The sequence below is a fragment of the Blautia sp. LMAG:89 genome (assembly GCF_008679485.1).
Taxonomy (GTDB): Bacteria; Bacillota; Clostridia; order Lachnospirales; family Lachnospiraceae; genus Blautia_A; species Blautia_A fusiformis.
In genome coordinates this window covers 118,795-138,125 of record NZ_NANC01000004.1, presented here as the reverse complement: position 1 = coordinate 138,125, position 19,331 = coordinate 118,795, and the positions used below count along the sequence as shown (strand labels likewise).

The window sequence follows — 19,331 nt, the reverse complement described above, 5'->3', positions numbered from 1 at the left end:
TGAGCAGTAGCAAAGCGGAATGGAAATATCCGCTTTAGAATGAACCGGAAGTAAAAGCTCAGCTTTTTGTAAAGAGGGATGATACAGAGCATTTCGGGCTGTCAGCAGCTGTCCGGAACAGCGACTGAGAAACGGAGGAAGATAGAATGGATGCATTAAAAATTCTTGTAGTAGATGACGAGAGCAGAATGAGAAAACTGGTAAAGGATTTTCTCACCAAAAAGAATTTCCAGGTACTGGAAGCTGGTGACGGTGAGGAGGCCATGGACATTTTTTATAAAGAAAAGGACATTGCGCTTCTGATCCTGGATGTGATGATGCCGAAGATGGATGGCTGGGAAGTATGTCGTGAGATCCGCAAAAATTCCAAGGTTCCCATCATTATGCTGACAGCAAGAGGAGATGAGCGTGATGAGCTTCTGGGATTTGAACTCGGGGTGGACGAATATATCTCCAAACCCTTCAGCCCCAAGATCCTTGTAGCACGTGTAGAAGCCATTCTTCGAAGAACGGGACAGAGCAACCCAGATGAGATACTTTCAGCAGGTGGGATTGTCATTGACAAGGCAGCGCATCAGGCAACGGTAGATGATAAACCGATGGATCTGAGCTTCAAGGAATTTGAACTTCTGACTTATTTCCTGGAGAATGAGGGAATCGCTCTTTCCAGAGAAAAGATTCTGAATTCTGTGTGGAATTATGATTATTTCGGAGATGCCAGAACCATTGATACTCATGTCAAAAAACTGAGAAGTAAAATGGGCGATAAGGGCGAGTATATCAAGACAGTCTGGGGGATGGGCTATAAGTTTGAGGTAGGAGAATGAAAAAAACGAAGGAAAAAATAAAAAAGATCCACAGTCTCCGCCATCAGATCACAGCATACTTTATCGGTCTGCTGTTTTTATCCATTCTGACTATTACCGTGATCAACGGAGCCTTTCTTGAAAAATATTATGTGACAAAAAAGATCGATGTACTTCTGAATCTCCGAACAACTTTGGAAAATACAGATATTGACAAGATGATGAACAGCAACAGTTCGAAAGGTATGGAGAGTATTCCCGATGAGATCCAGAGAGCCTGCTCCAGAAACAATCTTTCCTGGGTTATCATTGACAGCAGCAATACCAGCTGGCTTTCCTGGGGCGAAAATGAAAAAATGCTTCAGAGCAAGCTGTTCGGATATGTTTATGATCTGGATGAGGACGGAGATAAGAGCCGGACCTTGAAGCAGGGTGACAATTATACCATCCAGCAGTCGCATGACCGGTTTGCGGGAATGGATTATGTGGAATGCTGGGGACAGCTGGATGAGGAACATTATTTTATCATAAGGACACCCCTTGAGAGCATCCGGGAGAGCGCTGATATTTCCAATAAGTTTTACTTTGCGGTAGGTCTGATGATCATAATCTTAAGTGGTCTGGTCATTATGGTCGTGACCAGGAGGATCACCCGTCCCATCAGTGAGCTTACGGAACTTTCAAGAAAAATGTCAGATCTGGATTTTGAGGCAAAATACGAGAGCAAGGTCGGCAATGAGATCGATGTTCTGGGAGATAATTTCAACCGGATGTCCTCACAGCTGGAGACTACCATCAGTGAACTGAAATCTGCAAATAATGAACTGCAGCGTGACATTGAGGACAAGATCAAGATCGACAAGATGCGAAAGGAATTTCTGGATAACGTGTCCCATGAACTGAAAACTCCCATAGCCCTGATCCAGGGCTATGCAGAAGGCTTAAAAGAAAATATTTCTGATGATCCTGAGAGCAGAGAGTTCTATTGCGATGTCATTATGGATGAAGCCTCCAAGATGAATAAACTGGTAAAAAATCTTCTCACACTGAATCAGCTGGAATCCGGCAAAGATGCAGTTGTAATGGAGCGGTTTGATATCGTATCCCTGATCCGCGGCGTGCTTCAGACCATGAATATCATGATCGGGCAGAAGAATGCAAAAGTGATCTTTGAGGCGGAGAAGCCGGTTTATGTATGGGCCGATGAGTTTAAGATCGAAGAGGTTGTGACAAACTATGTAAGCAATGCCCTGAACCATCTGGAGGGAGAGAAAGAAATCGAGATCAAGCTGCAGGATGAGGGTAACCGTGTGAAGATCAGTGTGTTTAACACAGGGACTCCGATCCCTGAGGCAGATGTACCGAATCTCTGGAATAAATTTTATAAAGTTGATAAAGCGAGAACTAGGGAATACGGCGGAAGCGGTATCGGTTTATCCATTGTAAAGGCCATCATGGAAAGCATGAACCAGGAATATGGCGTGCAGAACTTTGATAATGGCGTGGAATTCTGGTTTACACTGGACCGGAAATAATAAAACTTTACCGTGATAATGTGAAAAAATGGGCGGCAGCAGAGAAAAGTCTTTGCAACCGCCTGTTTTTGCGTTATACTAAAGCAATGTAAATCGAAGGTGAGAGAGGAATATCGAGATACAAAAGAGCAGGAGGAAGCATTATTATGATAGGAATCATTGACTATGATGCAGGAAACATCAAAAGTGTGGAAAAAGCACTTCAGTATCTGGGACAGGAGACTGTCGTCTCAAGGGATCCCCAGGTGCTTCTGAAAGCAGATAAAGTAATCCTTCCGGGGGTTGGAAGCTTTGGTGATGCTATGGAAAATCTCAAAAAATACGGACTTGTTCCGGTAATACATGAGATCGTGGAAAAGGGAACGCCCTTTCTTGGGATATGCCTGGGACTGCAGCTGCTTTTTGAGAGCAGTGATGAGACACCGGGAGTGGAAGGTCTTGGAATCCTGAAGGGGAAAATCCTGCGCATCCCGCCAAGTCCGGGACTGAAGATCCCGCATATGGGCTGGAATTCCCTGCATATTCAGAACAGCGGAAGATTATTTAAAGGTATTCCGGAAAACACATACGTTTACTTTGTACATTCCTATTATCTTCAGGCAGAGGAGGAAGAGATCGTGAAAGCGACCACTCAGTACAGCACATGCATCCATGCGTCTGTGGAGAAGGGAAATGTATTTGCGTGTCAGTTCCATCCGGAAAAAAGCAGCCGGTGGGGCTTGAAGATCCTTGAGAATTTTGCGGCACTTGAGTCAGGCACCGGAAAGGAGGCATAATCATGTTTACAAAAAGAATCATTCCATGTCTGGATGTAAATAAAGGACGTGTAGTAAAAGGCGTGAATTTTGTTGATCTTAAGGATGCCGGAGATCCGGTGGAAATTGCCAAAGCTTACGATGCAGCCGGTGCGGACGAGCTTGTTTTTCTTGATATCACTGCCTCCTGCGAGGAGCGTGATACCGTGGTGGATATGGTAAGAGCTGTTGCAGCCAACGTATTTATCCCGTTTACCGTAGGCGGAGGAATCCGTACTGTAGATGATTTCCGGAAGCTTCTCCGTGAAGGTGCAGATAAGATTTCTGTAAATTCCGCAGCTATCGACCGTCCGGAGCTGATCCATGAGGCCGCACAGAAATTCGGAAGCCAGTGTGTAGTAGTTGCCATTGATGCCAAGAGAAGACAGGATGGCGGCTGGAATATCTACAAACATGGCGGAAGACTGGATACCAGTATTGATGCTCTTGAATGGGCAAAGAAGGTGGAAGAACTTGGCGCAGGTGAGATCCTTCTTACCAGCATGGACTGTGACGGAACCAAGGCCGGGTATGATATTGAACTTACAAGAGCCGTTGCGGATGCGGTTTCCATCCCGGTGATCGCCTCCGGTGGTGCCGGAACCCTGGAGCATTTTTATGATGCACTGACAGAAGGCGGAGCAGATGCGGCATTGGCAGCATCTCTGTTCCACTACAAAGAGCTGGAGATCCGGGAAGTGAAGGATTACCTTGCGGAAAAAGGAATTTCCGTGAGAAGATAAGTTGGATGAGAGGTGATAGATATGGCTCCTATAGCAGGAGACTGGCAGGAGGCACTGAAAGGTGAGTTTCATCAGCCCTACTATGCCAAACTTTATAAAACCGTGATGACAGAATACAGAACAAGAAAGATTTTTCCGCCGCCGGAAGATATGTTCAATGCGTTTCATTTTACGCCTCTGCATCAGGTAAAGGTTGTGATCCTGGGACAGGATCCCTATCACAATGACGGACAGGCTCATGGGCTTTGCTTTTCCGTAAAAAAAGGTGTGGAAACACCGCCATCTCTGGTGAATATTTATAAGGAACTTGAGGATGATATGGGATGTTATATCCCAAACAACGGTAATCTGGAAAAATGGGCAAAGCAGGGCGTGCTTCTTTTGAACACAGTGCTGACTGTACGTGCACATCAGGCCAATTCCCACAGAGGAATCGGCTGGGAACAGTTTACCGATGCGGCCATCCGGATCCTGGACCAGGAGGATCGCCCGATCGTGTTTCTTCTCTGGGGGCGGCCTGCTCAGATGAAGGCATCCATGCTTCATAATCCGAAGCATCTGATCCTGGAAGCACCACATCCAAGTCCCCTTTCTGCCTACCGGGGATTTTTCGGATGCAAGCATTTCAGCAAGGCTAATGAATTTTTGAAAGCCAATGGGGTAGAACCTGTTGACTGGCAGATTGAGAATATTTAAGTTAAGGAAAGTAAAATGGGTAAAAAAAATGATAACACACTTGTGAAAAACGCATCTTTTCTTATGGTTGCGGCGCTGATCTCCAAGATCATCGGAATGCTGTACAAGAGTCCGCTTTCAACTACACTGGGAAGTCAGAGCTTTGCACTTTTCCAGTTTGCACAGAATGTATATTTTATCCTGCTGATGATCGCGTCCTTCAGTATTCCTCAGGCTGTATCCAAGATCATGGCGGAGAAGATCGCTTTTCACAGATATAAGGATGCACAGAAGGTATTTTACGGTGCACTGATCTATGCGGCAGTTGCCGGCGGTATCGTGGCGCTGATCTGTGTATTTGGTGCAGGAATCCTGGTTCCGGACAGTATGGCTAACGCCCGTCTGGCACTGCAGATGCTTGCGCCCACAATTTTCATGTCCGGTCTCTGCGGTGTATTCCGTGGATATTTCCAGGCATACCGCAATATGATGCCTACATCGATCTCGCAGATCATTGAGCAGATCTTTGTGGCAACCTTTGCGCTTCTGATGTCACATGTATTTATCCAGCATTTTTCCGCAACAGGAGATATGGATCTGGTCCATCGCTGGGGTGCGGCAGGTGCTACCATGGGTACCGGAGCAGGTGTGGCTTCCGCGCTGATCTTTATGCTGATCGTTTATGGGGTAAACCGTAAGATCATCCGGAAAAGGATCGTCAATGACCGCCATTCTGTAAATGAGAGTATGGGTCATGTAATGAGTAATATCGTGCTCATCATCATGCCGATCATTCTTAGTGCTTTTATTTATAATGTAAACGGATATATCAACAGCTATATGTATTCCGGTATCATGGATATCAAGGGTGCTGCCAAGGACGTGATCCAGACCTTGTATTCCGAGTACGGATATTATATGACGCTGATCAATATCCCGCTTACCCTGGCAAGTACAGCACCGACATCTATGATCCCTGAGGTTTCCGCGCATTATGCAATGCACGATATTGAAGGTGCAAATATGAAGACAGACCGTGCCACATGGATCAGTATGCTGATATCCATTCCGGCGGCAGTAGGTCTTGCAGTTCTTTCCGGACCGATCACGAGACTGATCTTCCCGGGAACCAATGGCGTAGGCGGACAGCTTCTGATCCTGGGAGGGATCACCATTATCCTGAATGGCAACTCCAATATCACCAACGGTGTACTTCAGGGAATCGGCAAGCCGAAGCTCCCGATGATCCATGCAGCCATTGCACTGGTGGCAGATGTGATAGCCATGGCACTGCTTCTGGTATTGACCAATCTTGGTGTTTATACCATTGTCATCGCCCAGATCGTTTATGCAGTTGTGATGTGTCTTCTCAATGACCGTTCCATCAAGAAATATATGGGCTATAAGAATCCATGGAGAAGTGCTTATTTAAGCCCGTTCCTGGCATCTATCCCGATGGGGGTTGTTGCGGGAGTGGTGTATTACGGATTGTATGCACTGATCCATTCCAATGTGATCTGCCTAGGTATTTCCGTGATCCTGGCAGCAGTTGTATACTTTATTGTATATCTGTTTGTAAGCAAGCCCGGTGAAGAAGAACTGGGTATGATGCCTGGTGGAAGATATATGAAGAAGCTGGCGAGAATGATGAAGATCATCTGATCTGTAAGTCTGATCAGTAAACGGCAATACAGTTATTCGGTGCAGAACTCAAAGTGAACACAGCTAGCACAGAAAAAAATACTCACAGATTTGTTCCGGTAGATTTCCAGCCGGAGGATCTGTGAGTATTTTTTTATTATATCAGGTCTCTGGAAATGCAGGCTTTTGAAGAATGGATTCCCTTTAGACTTTTTTCTGTGAAAACAGTCTTATGATCTCCAGAGTAACGTTCACAGCGGCATCCATTCCTTCTGCTGTAATGTGCTCATAAGGCCCGTGATAGGCATGTCCGCCGGTTCCGAGATTCGGGCAGGGCAGTCCCATAAAGCTTAACTGTGCACCGTCTGTGCCGCCGCGGATAGGCAGGATCAGCGGTGTGACACCGCAGCTGTGGCAGGCTTCCTCTGCCAAAGATATCAGCCATGGGCAGGTATCGATGATCTCTTTCATATTGCGGTACTGCTGGGTGATGGTAAGAGTTACGGTACCTTCCCCCCATTTTTCATTAAGGATCTCCGTGATATGTGTGAGCGTTTTCTGACGGATCTCAAAAGAAGCGGCATCGTGATCCCGGACAATATACTGAAGCTCAGCCTGGGAAACATCTCCTTTCATGGAACACAGATGAAAAAATCCTTCGTAGTCTTCTGTATTCCTGGGAGTGTCCGCTGCCGGAAGCATGGAGTTAAATTCCATGGCAACGAGGGCTGCGTTGATCATAGTATTTTTGGAAGAACCGGGATGTACATTAACACCCTGGAAGGTTACTTTTGCACTGCAGGCGTTAAAGTTTTCGTACTGGATCTCGCCTTCCGTATCACCGTCCAGGGTATATGCATAATCCGCACCGAATTTTTTTACATCAAAGTGGGCCGGTCCCATGCCGATCTCTTCATCCGGAGTAAAAGCAACGCAGAGAGGTCCGTGAGGTATTTTTTCCGTAAGGATATGCTCCAGCGCAGTGAGGATCTCTGCAATGCCGGCCTTGTCGTCTGCGCCCAGGATCGTGGTTCCGTCTGAGGTGATCAGGGTACGCCCGGCAAGTGAAGCAAGATGGGGGAACATTTCCGGGGAAAGAGTTCTGCCGCTTGTGCCGAGAGGGAGCTCTTTTCCATCGTAATCTTCTGTGATCATCGGTGTGACTGCATGGTCGCAGAAATCGGAAACCGTATCCATATGAGCGATAAAACCCAGTGCTTTGCAGTGCTCCAGACCTTCTGTAGCAGGAAGATGTGCATAAACGTAACAGTGTTCATCCAGAGACACATCAGAGATCCCAAGGCCTTTCAGTTCCTCCACAAGAAGCCGGGCCAGGTCAAACTGGCACTGGGAAGAGGGGGAAGAAGAGCTTTCTTCATTGCTGGGTGTGGATATTTTTACATAGGATAAAAGTCGTTGGTATGCTTTCATAGAAGAATATTCCTTTCTGAAAAAATCTATCCGGAACAGGTTATGGCCGCATTTATGAAGCCGTTCTGTTTTTCCGGAGATAATAACAGTATACCACACAGTATCCGTATATTTTCAGAAAAAATCTCCCACGATGTGAAAACCTGTGCTATAATCTGTGAGATAATAAAAAACAGGAGGATTTGAGAGTGGAAAAAAGAATCATACAGGTCGAAGAAAAAGTACCTGCAAAGATGCTGATACCGTTAAGTATCCAGCACATGTTCGCCATGTTCGGAGCATCCGTACTGGTGCCATTCCTTTTTGGTATCAGTCCGGCTATTGTGCTTCTGATGAATGGTGTGGGAACACTCCTTTTTATTTTCATCACAAAAGGAAAGGCACCGGCTTATTTGGGCTCCAGTTTTGCCTTCCTTTCACCGGCTCTTCTGGTGATCAGCAAGTATGGATATGAGTATGCCCTTGGTGGTTTCGTTGTTCTGGGTATTGCTGGTATGTGCGTGGCATTGATCGTCCGCCAGTGCGGAACAGACTGGATCGATATCGTGCTTCCTACAGCGGCAATGGGACCGGTAGTGGCACTGATCGGTCTGGAACTTGCGGGAAATGCAGCAAGTACGGCAGGACTTCTGGACGAGAAGGTAGATCCGAAGAATGTGATCGTATTTCTGGTCACACTTGGAGTTGCGGTATTCGGGCAGATCCTGTTCCGGGGCTTCCTTTCTGTTATTCCGATCCTGATCGCGATCATTGCGGGATATGTGGCAGCAGGTGCATGCGGGCTTTTGGATTTTACACAGGTAAGGGAAGCAGCATTTTTGGCTCTTCCCAACTTTACATCTCCGAAATTTGATTTTGAGGCCATTATGACGATCTTTCCGGCATTGCTTCTGGTAACCTCCGAGCATATCGGCCATCAGATCGTAACCGGAAAGATCGTTGGAAGAAATCTTCTGAAAGATCCGGGTCTCCACAGATCCCTGTTTGCAGATTTCTTCTCTACCACAGTTTCCGGATGCCTTGGTTCTGTGCCGACAACTACTTACGGTGAGAACATCGGTGTCATGGCAGTGACAAAGGTTTACAGTGTACAGGTGATCGGTGGTGCGGCAGTGCTTTCTATCTGCTGTTCCTTCCTTGGTAAACTGGCAGCCCTGATCAGTACCATTCCAGGTCCGGTGATCGGTGGGATTTCCTTCCTTCTTTACGGAATGATCGGAACCTCCGGCCTTCGTATGCTGGTTGACAATCACGTGGATTACAGCAAGTCCAGAAATCTGACGCTGACAAGCGTTGTCTTTGTTGTAGGTCTTTCCGGAATTGCCCTGAAGCTTGGAAATGTTGAGCTTACCGGTATGGTGCTGGCATGTGTGGTTGCCATGGCATTAAGCCTTGTATTCTATATTCTGGACAAACTGAAGCTGACAAACGATCAGTGACAGGAAATATATTGCATAAAAAGCAGATGAAGAGGGAAATCTTTTTATCTGCTTTTTTGCATTCAGAGAGGAAAAAGAAATCATGTATGGGAAGTTTTTTGTCGGATTTTTAGAGATCCTGTCAACAAAAAAACAGAAGGATTTTCAAGTATCTTATTGACAATCATTCCGTTTTATAATACTATGTAATACAGAAAACACGAACAAAGGTTCGGATTAAAGGAAACCTGATTAGAAAGAGAATAAAGAATAGGAGATTACATAATGATCAGTGAAGAGAAGCAGAAGGCGCTGGAAGCGGCTCTTGGAAATATTGAGAAACAGTTCGGTAAAGGCTCTGTCATGAAGCTTGGAGATTCCAGTTCCCATATGCAGGTGGAGGCAGTTCCCACAGGATGCTTAAGCCTGGATATCGCCCTTGGCGTAGGTGGTGTTCCCAAGGGACGTATCGTGGAGATCTATGGACCGGAGTCCAGTGGTAAGACAACGGTAGCCTTACATATGGTCGCTGAAGTGCAGAAGAGAGGCGGAATCGCAGGATTTATCGATGCGGAGCATGCTCTTGATCCTGTTTATGCCAAGAGTATAGGTGTTGATATCGACAACCTTTATATTTCACAGCCGGATAACGGAGAGCAGGCGCTGGAGATCACAGAGACTATGGTACGTTCCGGTGCTGTGGATATCGTGATCGTGGACTCTGTTGCAGCCCTGGTCCCCAAGGCTGAGATCGAAGGAGATATGGGAGACAGCCATGTAGGTCTGCAGGCCCGTCTGATGTCACAGGCACTCCGTAAACTGACAGCTGTTATCAGCAAGTCCAACTGCGTGGTGATCTTTATCAACCAGCTTCGTGAAAAGGTTGGAGTGATGTTTGGCAATCCGGAAACTACAACCGGTGGACGTGCGCTGAAATTCTATGCATCTGTCCGTATGGATGTACGCCGTGTGGAAACATTGAAGCAGGGTGGTGAGATGGTTGGAAACCACACCCGTGTGAAAGTAGTTAAGAACAAGGTGGCTCCGCCATTTAAGCAGGCAGAGTTTGATATCATGTTCGGAACCGGTATTTCCAGAGAGGGAGATATCCTGGATCTGGCTGCAGAATGCTCCATCGTAAACAAGAGCGGAGCCTGGTATGCATATGAAGGGGATAAGATCGGACAGGGACGTGAGAATGCCAAATTATTCCTGAGAGAGCATCCGGAGATCCGCGATGAGATCGAGAAGAAGGTTCGTGTACATTATCATCTGGATCCGGCAGATGAGACAGCAGAAGCAGTAGTACAGGCAGAAGATACAGAGAAGGAAGAGTAATCCATGCTGGATCTGGAAGAACGAAACCGTGCAAGAAAGAAAGCCATGCGGCTTCTGGAACATATGGACCGCACAGAGAAAGGCCTGACGGATAAACTCCGTCAGGCTGAATTTTCACCGGAGGCAGTAGAAGATGCCATTGCTTATGTGAAGTCCTATGGGTATATCAACGATGCCCGTTATGCCAGAACCTATATCTCCTTCCGCATGGAATCCAGAAGTCGTCAGAAGATCCTCTCGGAACTTCAGTTAAAGGGTGTGGACCGTCAGACTGCCCTGGATGCCTGGAATGAGATGGAAGAGCTTATGGAACCGGACGAGCGGGAGGTATTACGCAGGACGATCGAAAAGAAATATGCGCCGGACACAGAGCTTGATGAAGGACAGATGCGAAGGTTGTATGGATATCTGGCCAGACGAGCGTTCCGGTATGAGGATATTTCCCATACCCTGGAAGAAATGAACATCCGGGTGAACCGTGATATGGAATAACTCGTTACTGTTCACTGGTAATGTCCCGCGAGGTGTTTTTTGTGAGCGAAGGTCACAGAAAACCCGAGACATACCGCGCGAATTTATGCGATCAGCATAAATTCTGTGCATCGCGAAGCGTGTTACTGAGAACGGAGTGAACAGTAACAATAACTCTGCGGAGAAAAAGAGCCAGTTTATATGTGCTAACCAAAATCTGCTTTTTCATGAGAAAAACTTGACATAAATGTGAAAAACAGCTAAACTTGTATTGTTGTATTTGTACAATGAAAACTAAATAAGGAGGTGCTCCTGTGGCAGGCACAATTATCGGTGTTATTGTCGCTGTGGTAGTCACGCTACTTATTGCAGTTCCTGTTACTTGCAAGGTTGCTGTTGACAAGAAAGTACGCAAGGATGCGGAAATCATAGGTACAGCAGAGGATAAGGCAAGGAATATTCTTGATGAAGCATTGAAAGCAGCAGAGACCAAGAAACGCGAAACTTTACTTGAAGTAAAGGAAGAATCTCTGCGAACTAAAAATGAACTGGAAAGGGAAACCAAGGAACGGAGAAACGAGCTGCAGAGATACGAGAAGCGAGTTTTGTCAAAAGAGGAATCTGTTGACAAAAAAGCCAATGCAGTGGAGAAGCGTGAGCTGGAATGTACAGCGAAATTTAACGAGTTACAAGAAAAAGAAAAACGAGTAAATGAACTTGAGGAAAAAGGAGTACAGGAACTGGAACGAGTTTCAGGTCTTACCTCCGAACAGGCAAAAGAAGAATTGCTGAAATCTGTAGAAGATGACGTAAAGGTGGATGTTGCAAGACTCTATAAAGAGCTTGAGAACAGAGCCAAGGAAGATGCCAATAAGAAAGCCAGGGAATATGTAGTCAATGCCATTCAGAAATGTGCAGTGGATCATGTTTCCGAGACAACGATTTCTGTGGTACAGCTTCCAAGTGATGAAATGAAGGGAAGGATCATCGGTCGTGAAGGCCGTAACATCCGTACACTTGAGACACTTACCGGTGTGGATCTGATCATTGATGATACACCGGAGGCAGTGGTACTCTCCGCATTTGATCCGATCAGGAGAGAGATCGCCAGAGTGGCTCTTGAGAAACTGATCGTGGATGGACGTATCCATCCGGCAAGAATTGAAGAGATGGTAGAGAAAGCCCAGAAAGAAGTGGAAGCACAGATCCGGGAAGACGGTGAGAATGCTGCCATGGATGTAGGGGTACATGGAATCCATCCGGAACTTCTGAAGCTTCTTGGACGTATGAAATTCCGTTCAAGCTATGGACAGAATGCTCTGAGACATTCAATTGAGGTTGCACAGCTTTCCGGACTTCTTGCAGGAGAAGTTGGTGTGGATGTGCGTATGGCCAAGCGTGCCGGACTTCTTCATGACATTGGTAAATCCATTGACCATGAGGTAGAAGGTTCTCATATTCAGATCGGTGTGGATCTCTGCAAGAAATACAAGGAGTCCCCGATCGTTATCAACACGGTTGCGTCTCATCATGGTGATGTGGAGCCGGAATCTCTGATCGCGTGTATTGTACAGGCTGCTGATGCAATTTCCGCAGCAAGACCTGGAGCAAGACGTGAGACCCTGGAAACCTATACCAATCGTCTGAAACAGCTTGAGGATATCACCAATGAATTCAAGGGTGTAGAGAAATCTTTTGCTATTCAGGCAGGAAGAGAAATTCGTGTTATGGTCGTGCCGGATCATGTAAGTGATGCAGATATGGTTCTCCTTGCAAGAGATATTGCAAAGCAGATCGAGGCAGAGCTTGAGTATCCTGGACAGATCAAAGTTAATGTGATCCGTGAAAGCAGAGCGGTTGACTACGCAAAATAAGCTTTCAATGGAAGAAAGTTCTGGAAATACCAAAGGCCGGACAGCTTTTTAGCTGGCCGGCCTTTTTTTGTCATGCGGAAAAACGGTCATATTACTGGAAAAACAGGCGTAAACTGGTACAGGGTGAGTAAATGGAGAGTAAGACAGAGAACCGGAAGTGGAAAAATGCCGGACGTTTTCCGGCGGAGCTTCTTTTTATGACCGGAGTTTTTGCGGGAAATGTGTTGCCGAATCTGATCTGGAAAATGGAGTGGAAACAGAAAACCCTGGCTTCTTTTTATCTGATCCGCAGCTTTGCAGGAAAAGATATTTCCGGCGGAGCTTATTTCCTGGAAGTGCTGCGACGAAGAGGAGTTTTTTTTCTTCTGTTGTTTTTATGCGGATTTACAATATTCGGAGTGCCTTTGACGGTCGCATATATGCTGTTTTTGGGAATGGAGACAGGAATGATCCTGGCATTATCGGTTCTGGAATTTGGTATTTATGGCGGTGTGGCCGGCGCCGGACTTCTGATGCCGCAGTATCTGGTCTATATTCCGGCGTATTTTTATCTTGCAGGTATCGTATACAGACAATCGTATGGGATCTGGAAAAATTATGGACTTGTGCCGCAGAAAACAGGGGCTTATTTTCGGCAGGGGATCACAGTTTTTCTGCTGTATACAGGAGGAATCCTTGCAGAAAGTTTTCTGAATCCCTGGATCGTAGAAAAAGTTATAAAGGGCCTGAAATTTTTTTGAGGAAAATTTCCACAATATCTAGTGATGGTTTCCATAAAATCTGCGATATTTGGTGGTTTGTGCCGGAAAGTGTTGAAATTGTGCGGTTTTACGATGAAAAACTGTTTGATTTTATGTAAAATTCACAGTATAATTCAGTCATAAACGAGTATGATTTTAGAGAAACGGGATGCAGAGAAATGGATATAGAGATACGGGAATTTATTACATATTTACATAATAGAAAAAGGACGTCACATAATACAGAAGTATCTTACCAGAGAGACCTGAAGAAGATGGCAGTATATTTTGCAGATCGTGGGATCTATGATATCCGAGATGTAGGAGAACTGGAGCTGGAAGGCTATCTCAGCTATATGGAGAGAGGACAGTTCGCTTCCTCAACGATCTCCAGAAATGTAGCATCTATCCGTGCCTTGTTTCAGTATCTTTATCAGGAGAACAGGATCGAGAGGGATCCGTCTCTGGAACTGAAGCCGCCCAAGGTTGAGAAGCGGATGCCGGAGATCCTTACTGTGGATGAGGTAGACCGCCTTTTGAAACAGCCGGATCTGAATACACCGAAGGGAATCCGGGACAGTGCCATGCTGGAGCTTTTGTATGCTACAGGAATGCGTGTCAGTGAACTTTTGCGGCTGAATCTGGAGGATCTCAATCTGCGGCTTGGTTATGTAGTCTGTCACGATGAGGATAAGGAACGGGTGATCCCGATAGGAAATGTATGCAAAACAGCCATGGAGAAATATCTGAAGGAAGCCCGTGGAAAATTTGTGAAAGAAAATGAGACGGAGAGTCTTTTTACCAACTGTTCAGGAAAATCCATGAGCAGACAGGGATTCTGGAAGGTTCTGAAGGGATATGCAGAGGAAGCCGGGATCCAGCATGATATCACGCCGCATACACTGAGACATTCTTTTGCCGCACATATGCTGCAGAATGGAGCGGACGTGAAGAGTGTGCAGGAAATGCTTGGACATTCGGATATTTCCACCACACAGGTCTATCTGAATTTTGGCGTTGCGAAAATGCGAGACGTATATATGAAAGCACATCCGAGGCATTGATCTGTAAGAAATAATATAAAAAACGCGTTCAAAAAAGAACCGGCAGCTTCCAAAATGGGAGAATGTCGGTTCTTTTTTTGAACATAAATTGTAGAATGATCACAAATGTCTGTTCCCTGAAGTGCAGATCAGACAGAACTTAGCAATTTTCAGCGATCGTGTAAAGCAGCTTCTCAGACTCATCCCAACCAAGGCAGGCATCTGTGATGGATTTTCCGTAGATGTGATCTCCACCGATCTTCTGGTTGCCTGGCTCGATATAGCTCTCGATCATGAGACCCTTTACCATGGAGTGAAGCTCAGGATCTACCTGACGGCTGTGAAGAACCTCACTTGCGATACGAACCTGCTGCTCGTAATGCTTGTTGGAGTTGGAGTGGTTGGTATCCACGATCACTGCCGGGTTGGCAAGGTTCTTTGCATGGTATTTGTCATAGAGAAGACGAAGATCCTCGTAATGGTAGTTCGGGATCGCTTCCCCATGCTTGTTTACTGCACCGCGAAGGATTGCGTGAGAGAGTGGGTTGCCGGTGGTCTCAACCTCCCAGCTTCTGTAAATAAAACGATGAGCGCCCTGTGCTGCAACAATGGAGTTCAGCATAACGCTGTAGTCACCACTGGTAGGGTTCTTCATACCAGCCGGAACATCCATGCCGCTGACAGTGAGTCTGTGCTGCTGATCTTCAACAGAACGTGCGCCTACAGCAACGTAGGAAAGCAAATCCGAGAGATAACGGTAGTTCTCCGGGTAAAGCATCTCATCTGCACAGGTGAAGCCACTTTCGCGGATAGCACGCATGTGCATCTTGCGGATTGCGATCAGCCCGGCAAGAAGGTTCGGTTTTTTCTCAGGATCCGGCTGATGGACCATTCCCTTGTATCCTTCACCGGTTGTACGTGGCTTGTTTGTGTAAACACGCGGGATGATAAGGACTTTATCCTCGATCTTTTCCTGAACTTTGCGAAGTCTTAAAAGATAATCGCATACGGCATCTTCGTTATCTGCAGAACATGGTCCGATGATAGCGAGGAATTTATCGGATTTTCCGGTGAAAACGTCGCGAATCTCAGCATCGCGTTTCTCCTTGAGCGCCTGAAGTTCAGCATCGAGCGGATACTGATTGCGGATTTCCTCAGGAGTTGGCAGTTTTTTTATGAATTCAAAACTCATAGTACTTCATTCCTCCATAACTATAGACATTTCAATTATTTATTATAAACGATTATTGGCCGATTGTCGATAGGGAAATTTTAGCGCTTTCACGTGTAGAAGAGTAAGCAGCAGCTCACCCAGAAAAATTCCGTAAAAATAGCCTCGGATCCCCGTTGCCGGAATTATAAAAACAACGGAGAAAATACGGATGAGAATGCCGGCAATACTGTGGATCAGACAGAGCCCCGGTTTTCCAAGTCCCTGCAGGATGCTGGTGAGCATGGTGTTTGTATAAAGAAAAGGACAGATAAAAGACAGATACCGTATGTAGGTTCCGGCAGTCTGGCTGTGAAAAAGCAATGTTCCGAGGAATGGGCCAAAAAGAAAGAATCCGCTTCCGCATAGAAATCCCAGGAACATGCACAGAAAAAAGGTCTGATCTGTGACACGGCGGATCTGCTTCTGCTTTCCCAGTGCATCAAGCTGTGCGATGGAAGGCATCAGCATTACAGAGGCGGAAGACGTAAGTGTGGAAGGAAACAGGAGCAGGGGCAGTGCCATTCCTGTAAAGATCCCATAGATCTTCAGTGAGTCTGAGGCTGTCATGCCGGAACGCAGAAGCATCTGTGGGATCAGGACCGCTTCTATGCTGCCGAGAAGTGTCAGAAGGATCCTGTTCAGGGAAATGGGAAAAGACAGTGTGAAAAGGTCCTTTATCAGCGGAAAGATCCTGACGGGAGTCTTTTCGTGTACAGGGTGATTTCCAAAATGAAAGGAAACTACCAGCAACGACACCAGCGAAGCGGCAGTCTCTCCGGCAAGGGAACCTCCCGCTGCGATCAATGCAGTGATCGGACGTCCTTCGGAAAGAAAGATCAGATACAGGATATAGGTAGTGCCGATCCGTGCAGACTGCTCCGAAAGCTGCACGACTGCCGGAACAGAGGCTTTTTTTCGGGCATAATAATAGCTGTCAATGCAGGAATGAATGGCACAGAGAGGAATACTGACAGCTGTTAGGCGAAGAAGACCGGCAGTCTGCGGTGTTTTCAGAATTGCGGAAGCAAAAAAATATGCGTGCTGAAAAAGCAGAAAACCGGCTGCAGCAGAAAAAAAGACAGCCATAAGTGTTCCTGTGACAAGCGAAAAACGTGCCTCCTTTTTCTCCTGAAGGGCAAGTCTGGACGCGATCAGGCGTGAAAGGGCAGACTGGATCCCTGTATAGGATAAGGCGGCCATAAGTCCCTGGAGAGGAAGAACCAGCTGATACAGTCCAAGACCTTCTGCACCAATGGCATGGGAGAGGAATATTCTATAAAAGAAACCTGCGATACGGCTGATAAGGCCTGTGCAGGCAAGAATCAGGGTTCCTTTGAGAAATATTTTTTTTGACATGGATAACCTTGAGTCTTTTTTGTCAGTATATGAAGAAGTTAGTCTTGACAGAACCATATGTTTCTGATAGAGTAAACATGAAATCCGAGGAAAACACTGGGAATTGAAAAAGAGGTGAGCGGATGAAACTGTCAACAAGAGCAAAATACGGACTTAAGGCTTTGATAGACCTTGGTCTTTACAGTGAAAAAGAAGCGGTCTCGCTTCAGAGTATTGCGGGCCGTCAGAATATATCAGTCAGCTATCTGGAGCAGCTGATGGCACTTTTAAAGAAAGCGGGCCTTGTGAAGAGTGTCCGCGGCGCAGCCGGAGGATACTTCCTTGGAAGACCGGCAGAAGAGATTTCAGTGGGAGATATCCTTCGTGTCCTGGAGGGTGGCCTGGAGGCTGCAACATGTCCGGGAACAGAAGGTGACGGTGGCTGCCAGGGTTCCGATCTCTGTGTAGCTAAACTAGTGTGGAAGAGGATCAACGACAGCATCACAGATGCAGTGGATACCCTGATGCTCAGTGAGCTGATCGAAGAAAGCCGGAGAATACACGAAAAATAATTATCCTGAACAGGAGGAAAAGAAAATGGGAAAAATGATATATCTGGACAATGCGGCTACCACAAAGACCGCACCGGAAGTTGTGGAGGCTATGCTGCCGTATTTTACAGAGTTTTATGGAAATGCTTCAACCGTTTATGATTTTGCGGCAAACAGCAAGGCTGCCATCGCAAAGGCAAGACAGCAGATCGCAGATGTGATCGGAGCCAAAAAAGAGGAGATCTATTTTACTGCAGGTGGTTCCGAGTCTGATAACTGGGCTCTGAAAGCGACCTTTGAGGCATATAAAAATAAAGGAAACCATATCATCACAACAAAGATCGAGCATCATGCCATCCTTCATACCTGCGAGTACCTTGAAAAAGAGCGTGGTGCCAAGGTCACATACCTGGATGTAGATGAGAATGGTTTCATTGACCTGGATGAGCTTCAGAAAGCCATCACACCGGAGACCATCCTGATCTCTGTTATGGCTGCAAACAATGAGATCGGTACTCTTGAGCCGCTGAAAGAGATCGGACAGATCGCACATGAGCATGGAATCCTGTTCCATACAGACGCTGTTCAGGCATTCGGCCAGATCCCGATCAATGTAGATGAGTTCAATATTGATATGCTCAGCTCCAGCGGACATAAGATCAACGGACCGAAGGGAATCGGCTTCCTCTATATCCGTAAGGGTGTTAAGATCCGCTCCTTCGTACATGGCGGAGCACAGGAGAGAAAACGTCGTGCAGGTACAGAGAACGTTCCTGGTATCGTAGGATACGGTCTTGCAGCAGAGCGTGCAAACAAGTCCATGAAAGAGCGTACTGCAAAAGAAATCGAGATCAGAGATCATATGATCAGCAGGATCCTCACAGAGATCCCGTACGTACGTCTCAATGGAGATAAAGTAAAACGTCTTCCGAACAACGTAAATGTAAGCATCCAGTTCATCGAGGGAGAGTCACTTCTTCTGATGCTTGATAATTTCGGAATCTGTGCATCCAGCGGTTCCGCATGTACATCCGGTTCTCTGGATCCGTCACACGTTCTGTTAGCTATCGGTCTTCCTCATGAGATCGCACACGGATCTCTCCGTATGACCTTAAGCGAGGAGACGACAATGGAGGATGTTGATTTTGTAGTAGATAAGCTGAAAGATATTACTGCAAACTTAAGAAGCATGTCTCCATTATATGAAGATTTTATTAAAAAGCAGAAAAAATAATAAAAATACTTGCCAGGAGGAAAAAATAATGTATAGTGAAAAAGTAATGGATCATTTTCAGCATCCACGTAATGTCGGTGAGATCGAGAACGCAAGTGGCGTGGGTACTGTAGGAAATGCAAAATGCGGTGATATTATGAGAATATTCCTTGATATCGATGACGAAACTCATATTATCAAAGACTGCAAATTTAAAACATTTGGATGCGGTGCAGCAGTTGCAACAAGCAGCATGGCAACAGAACTTGTAATGGGCAAGACCATTGAGGAAGCTATGGAAGTAACCAACAAGGCCGTTATGGAGGCTCTGGACGGACTTCCGCCGGTAAAGATCCACTGTTCCCTGCTTGCTGAGGAAGCAATTCATGCAGCTCTCTGGGATTATGCAGAGAAACATCACATTAAGATCGAGGGTCTTTCCAAACCGAAGTCTGATATCCACGAGGGTGAAGAGGATACAGAAGAGGAGTATTGATCCCTTTTATTTAC

At 46.2% G+C, this 19,331-nt stretch carries 18 protein-coding genes; 15 read left to right on the top strand and 3 right to left on the bottom strand.

The window, feature by feature from the left end; genetic code table 11:
• Positions 1 to 146: 146 nt before the first annotated feature.
• The 6 genes from CCC70_RS04635 to CCC70_RS04610 all read left to right on the top strand — a co-directional run bounded on the left by CCC70_RS04635 (position 147) and on the right by CCC70_RS04610 (position 6,215).
• Positions 147 to 827, top strand: a complete 681-nt coding sequence (locus CCC70_RS04635) for a response regulator transcription factor (protein ID WP_015526981.1) — start codon at positions 147 to 149, stop codon at positions 825 to 827.
• Positions 824 to 2,341, top strand: a complete 1,518-nt coding sequence (locus tag CCC70_RS04630; protein WP_021650802.1) for a sensor histidine kinase — start codon at positions 824 to 826, stop codon at positions 2,339 to 2,341. The genes CCC70_RS04635 and CCC70_RS04630 overlap by 4 nt, the downstream gene beginning before the upstream one ends.
• Positions 2,342 to 2,487: 146 nt before the next feature.
• Entirely contained in the window at positions 2,488 to 3,117 is a 630-nt protein-coding gene (gene hisH / locus CCC70_RS04625) for an imidazole glycerol phosphate synthase subunit HisH (RefSeq protein WP_021650803.1), read from the top strand.
• 2 nt (positions 3,118 to 3,119) lie between these two features.
• Positions 3,120 to 3,878 (top strand): imidazole glycerol phosphate synthase subunit HisF, encoded by a 759-nt coding sequence (gene hisF, locus CCC70_RS04620; protein ID WP_186582071.1) that lies wholly within the window; start codon positions 3,120 to 3,122, stop codon positions 3,876 to 3,878.
• Positions 3,879 to 3,899: 21 nt separating this feature from the next.
• Entirely contained in the window at positions 3,900 to 4,574 is a 675-nt protein-coding gene (gene ung / locus CCC70_RS04615) for a uracil-DNA glycosylase (protein WP_021650805.1), read from the top strand.
• Between the two features lie 15 nt (positions 4,575 to 4,589).
• On the top strand, positions 4,590 to 6,215 hold the full coding sequence (locus tag CCC70_RS04610; RefSeq protein ID WP_173733636.1) for a putative polysaccharide biosynthesis protein: 1,626 nt from the start codon (positions 4,590 to 4,592) through the stop codon (positions 6,213 to 6,215).
• A 183-nt stretch (positions 6,216 to 6,398) separates the two neighbouring features.
• Here CCC70_RS04610 and pepT read toward each other — a convergent pair whose 3' ends face one another.
• Positions 6,399 to 7,625, bottom strand: coding sequence for a peptidase T (gene pepT / locus CCC70_RS04605; protein ID WP_287084364.1), 1,227 nt, complete (start codon positions 7,623 to 7,625; stop codon positions 6,399 to 6,401).
• A 188-nt stretch (positions 7,626 to 7,813) separates the two neighbouring features.
• On the opposite strand from pepT, the gene uraA reads away from it, so the two are divergent.
• The 6 genes from uraA (at position 7,814) to xerD (ending at position 14,530) form a co-directional block, all read left to right on the top strand.
• Positions 7,814 to 9,064 carry a uracil permease gene (gene uraA, locus CCC70_RS04600; protein WP_118752582.1) on the top strand — a complete coding sequence of 417 codons (1,251 nt, stop codon included), beginning with the start codon at positions 7,814 to 7,816 and terminating at the stop codon, positions 9,062 to 9,064.
• A 264-nt stretch (positions 9,065 to 9,328) separates the two neighbouring features.
• Complete coding sequence (gene recA, locus CCC70_RS04595; protein ID WP_021650811.1) at positions 9,329 to 10,381, top strand: recombinase RecA; 1,053 nt, start codon at positions 9,329 to 9,331, stop codon at positions 10,379 to 10,381.
• A gap of 3 nt (positions 10,382 to 10,384) precedes the next feature.
• On the top strand, positions 10,385 to 10,873 hold the full coding sequence (locus CCC70_RS04590) for a regulatory protein RecX (protein ID WP_195635124.1): 489 nt from the start codon (positions 10,385 to 10,387) through the stop codon (positions 10,871 to 10,873).
• Positions 10,874 to 11,166: 293 nt separating this feature from the next.
• The gene (gene rny / locus CCC70_RS04585; protein WP_021650814.1) at positions 11,167 to 12,726 is read left to right on the top strand and encodes a ribonuclease Y; all 1,560 of its coding nucleotides are present in this window, start codon (positions 11,167 to 11,169) and stop codon (positions 12,724 to 12,726) included.
• Between the two features lie 131 nt (positions 12,727 to 12,857).
• Positions 12,858 to 13,466 carry a stage II sporulation protein M gene (locus CCC70_RS04580; RefSeq protein WP_138277160.1) on the top strand — a complete coding sequence of 203 codons (609 nt, stop codon included), beginning with the start codon at positions 12,858 to 12,860 and terminating at the stop codon, positions 13,464 to 13,466.
• 179 nt (positions 13,467 to 13,645) lie between these two features.
• Positions 13,646 to 14,530, top strand: a complete 885-nt coding sequence (xerD, locus tag CCC70_RS04575) for a site-specific tyrosine recombinase XerD (protein ID WP_015526990.1) — start codon at positions 13,646 to 13,648, stop codon at positions 14,528 to 14,530.
• Positions 14,531 to 14,669: 139 nt separating this feature from the next.
• On the opposite strand, the gene CCC70_RS04570 is transcribed toward xerD, so the two are convergent.
• Positions 14,670 to 15,701: a 3-deoxy-7-phosphoheptulonate synthase gene (locus CCC70_RS04570; protein WP_015526991.1), complete on the bottom strand. Its 1,032-nt coding sequence runs from the start codon at positions 15,699 to 15,701 to the stop codon at positions 14,670 to 14,672.
• 42 nt (positions 15,702 to 15,743) lie between these two features.
• The gene (locus tag CCC70_RS04565; protein ID WP_287084361.1) at positions 15,744 to 17,078 is read right to left on the bottom strand and encodes a polysaccharide biosynthesis protein; all 1,335 of its coding nucleotides are present in this window, start codon (positions 17,076 to 17,078) and stop codon (positions 15,744 to 15,746) included.
• A gap of 122 nt (positions 17,079 to 17,200) precedes the next feature.
• Here CCC70_RS04565 and CCC70_RS04560 point away from each other — a divergent pair, with 122 nt between their 5' ends.
• Genes CCC70_RS04560 through nifU form a run of 3 tightly spaced genes read left to right on the top strand, consistent with a single transcriptional unit; the run spans position 17,201 to position 19,317 of the window.
• Positions 17,201 to 17,629 (top strand): RrF2 family transcriptional regulator, encoded by a 429-nt coding sequence (locus tag CCC70_RS04560; protein ID WP_015526993.1) that lies wholly within the window; start codon positions 17,201 to 17,203, stop codon positions 17,627 to 17,629.
• A gap of 25 nt (positions 17,630 to 17,654) precedes the next feature.
• On the top strand, positions 17,655 to 18,842 hold the full coding sequence (gene nifS, locus CCC70_RS04555; RefSeq protein ID WP_021650819.1) for a cysteine desulfurase NifS: 1,188 nt from the start codon (positions 17,655 to 17,657) through the stop codon (positions 18,840 to 18,842).
• A gap of 28 nt (positions 18,843 to 18,870) precedes the next feature.
• A complete protein-coding gene (gene nifU, locus CCC70_RS04550) occupies positions 18,871 to 19,317 on the top strand; it encodes a Fe-S cluster assembly scaffold protein NifU (protein ID WP_015526995.1) in 447 nt (148 codons plus the stop codon).
• Positions 19,318 to 19,331 lie beyond the last annotated feature (14 nt).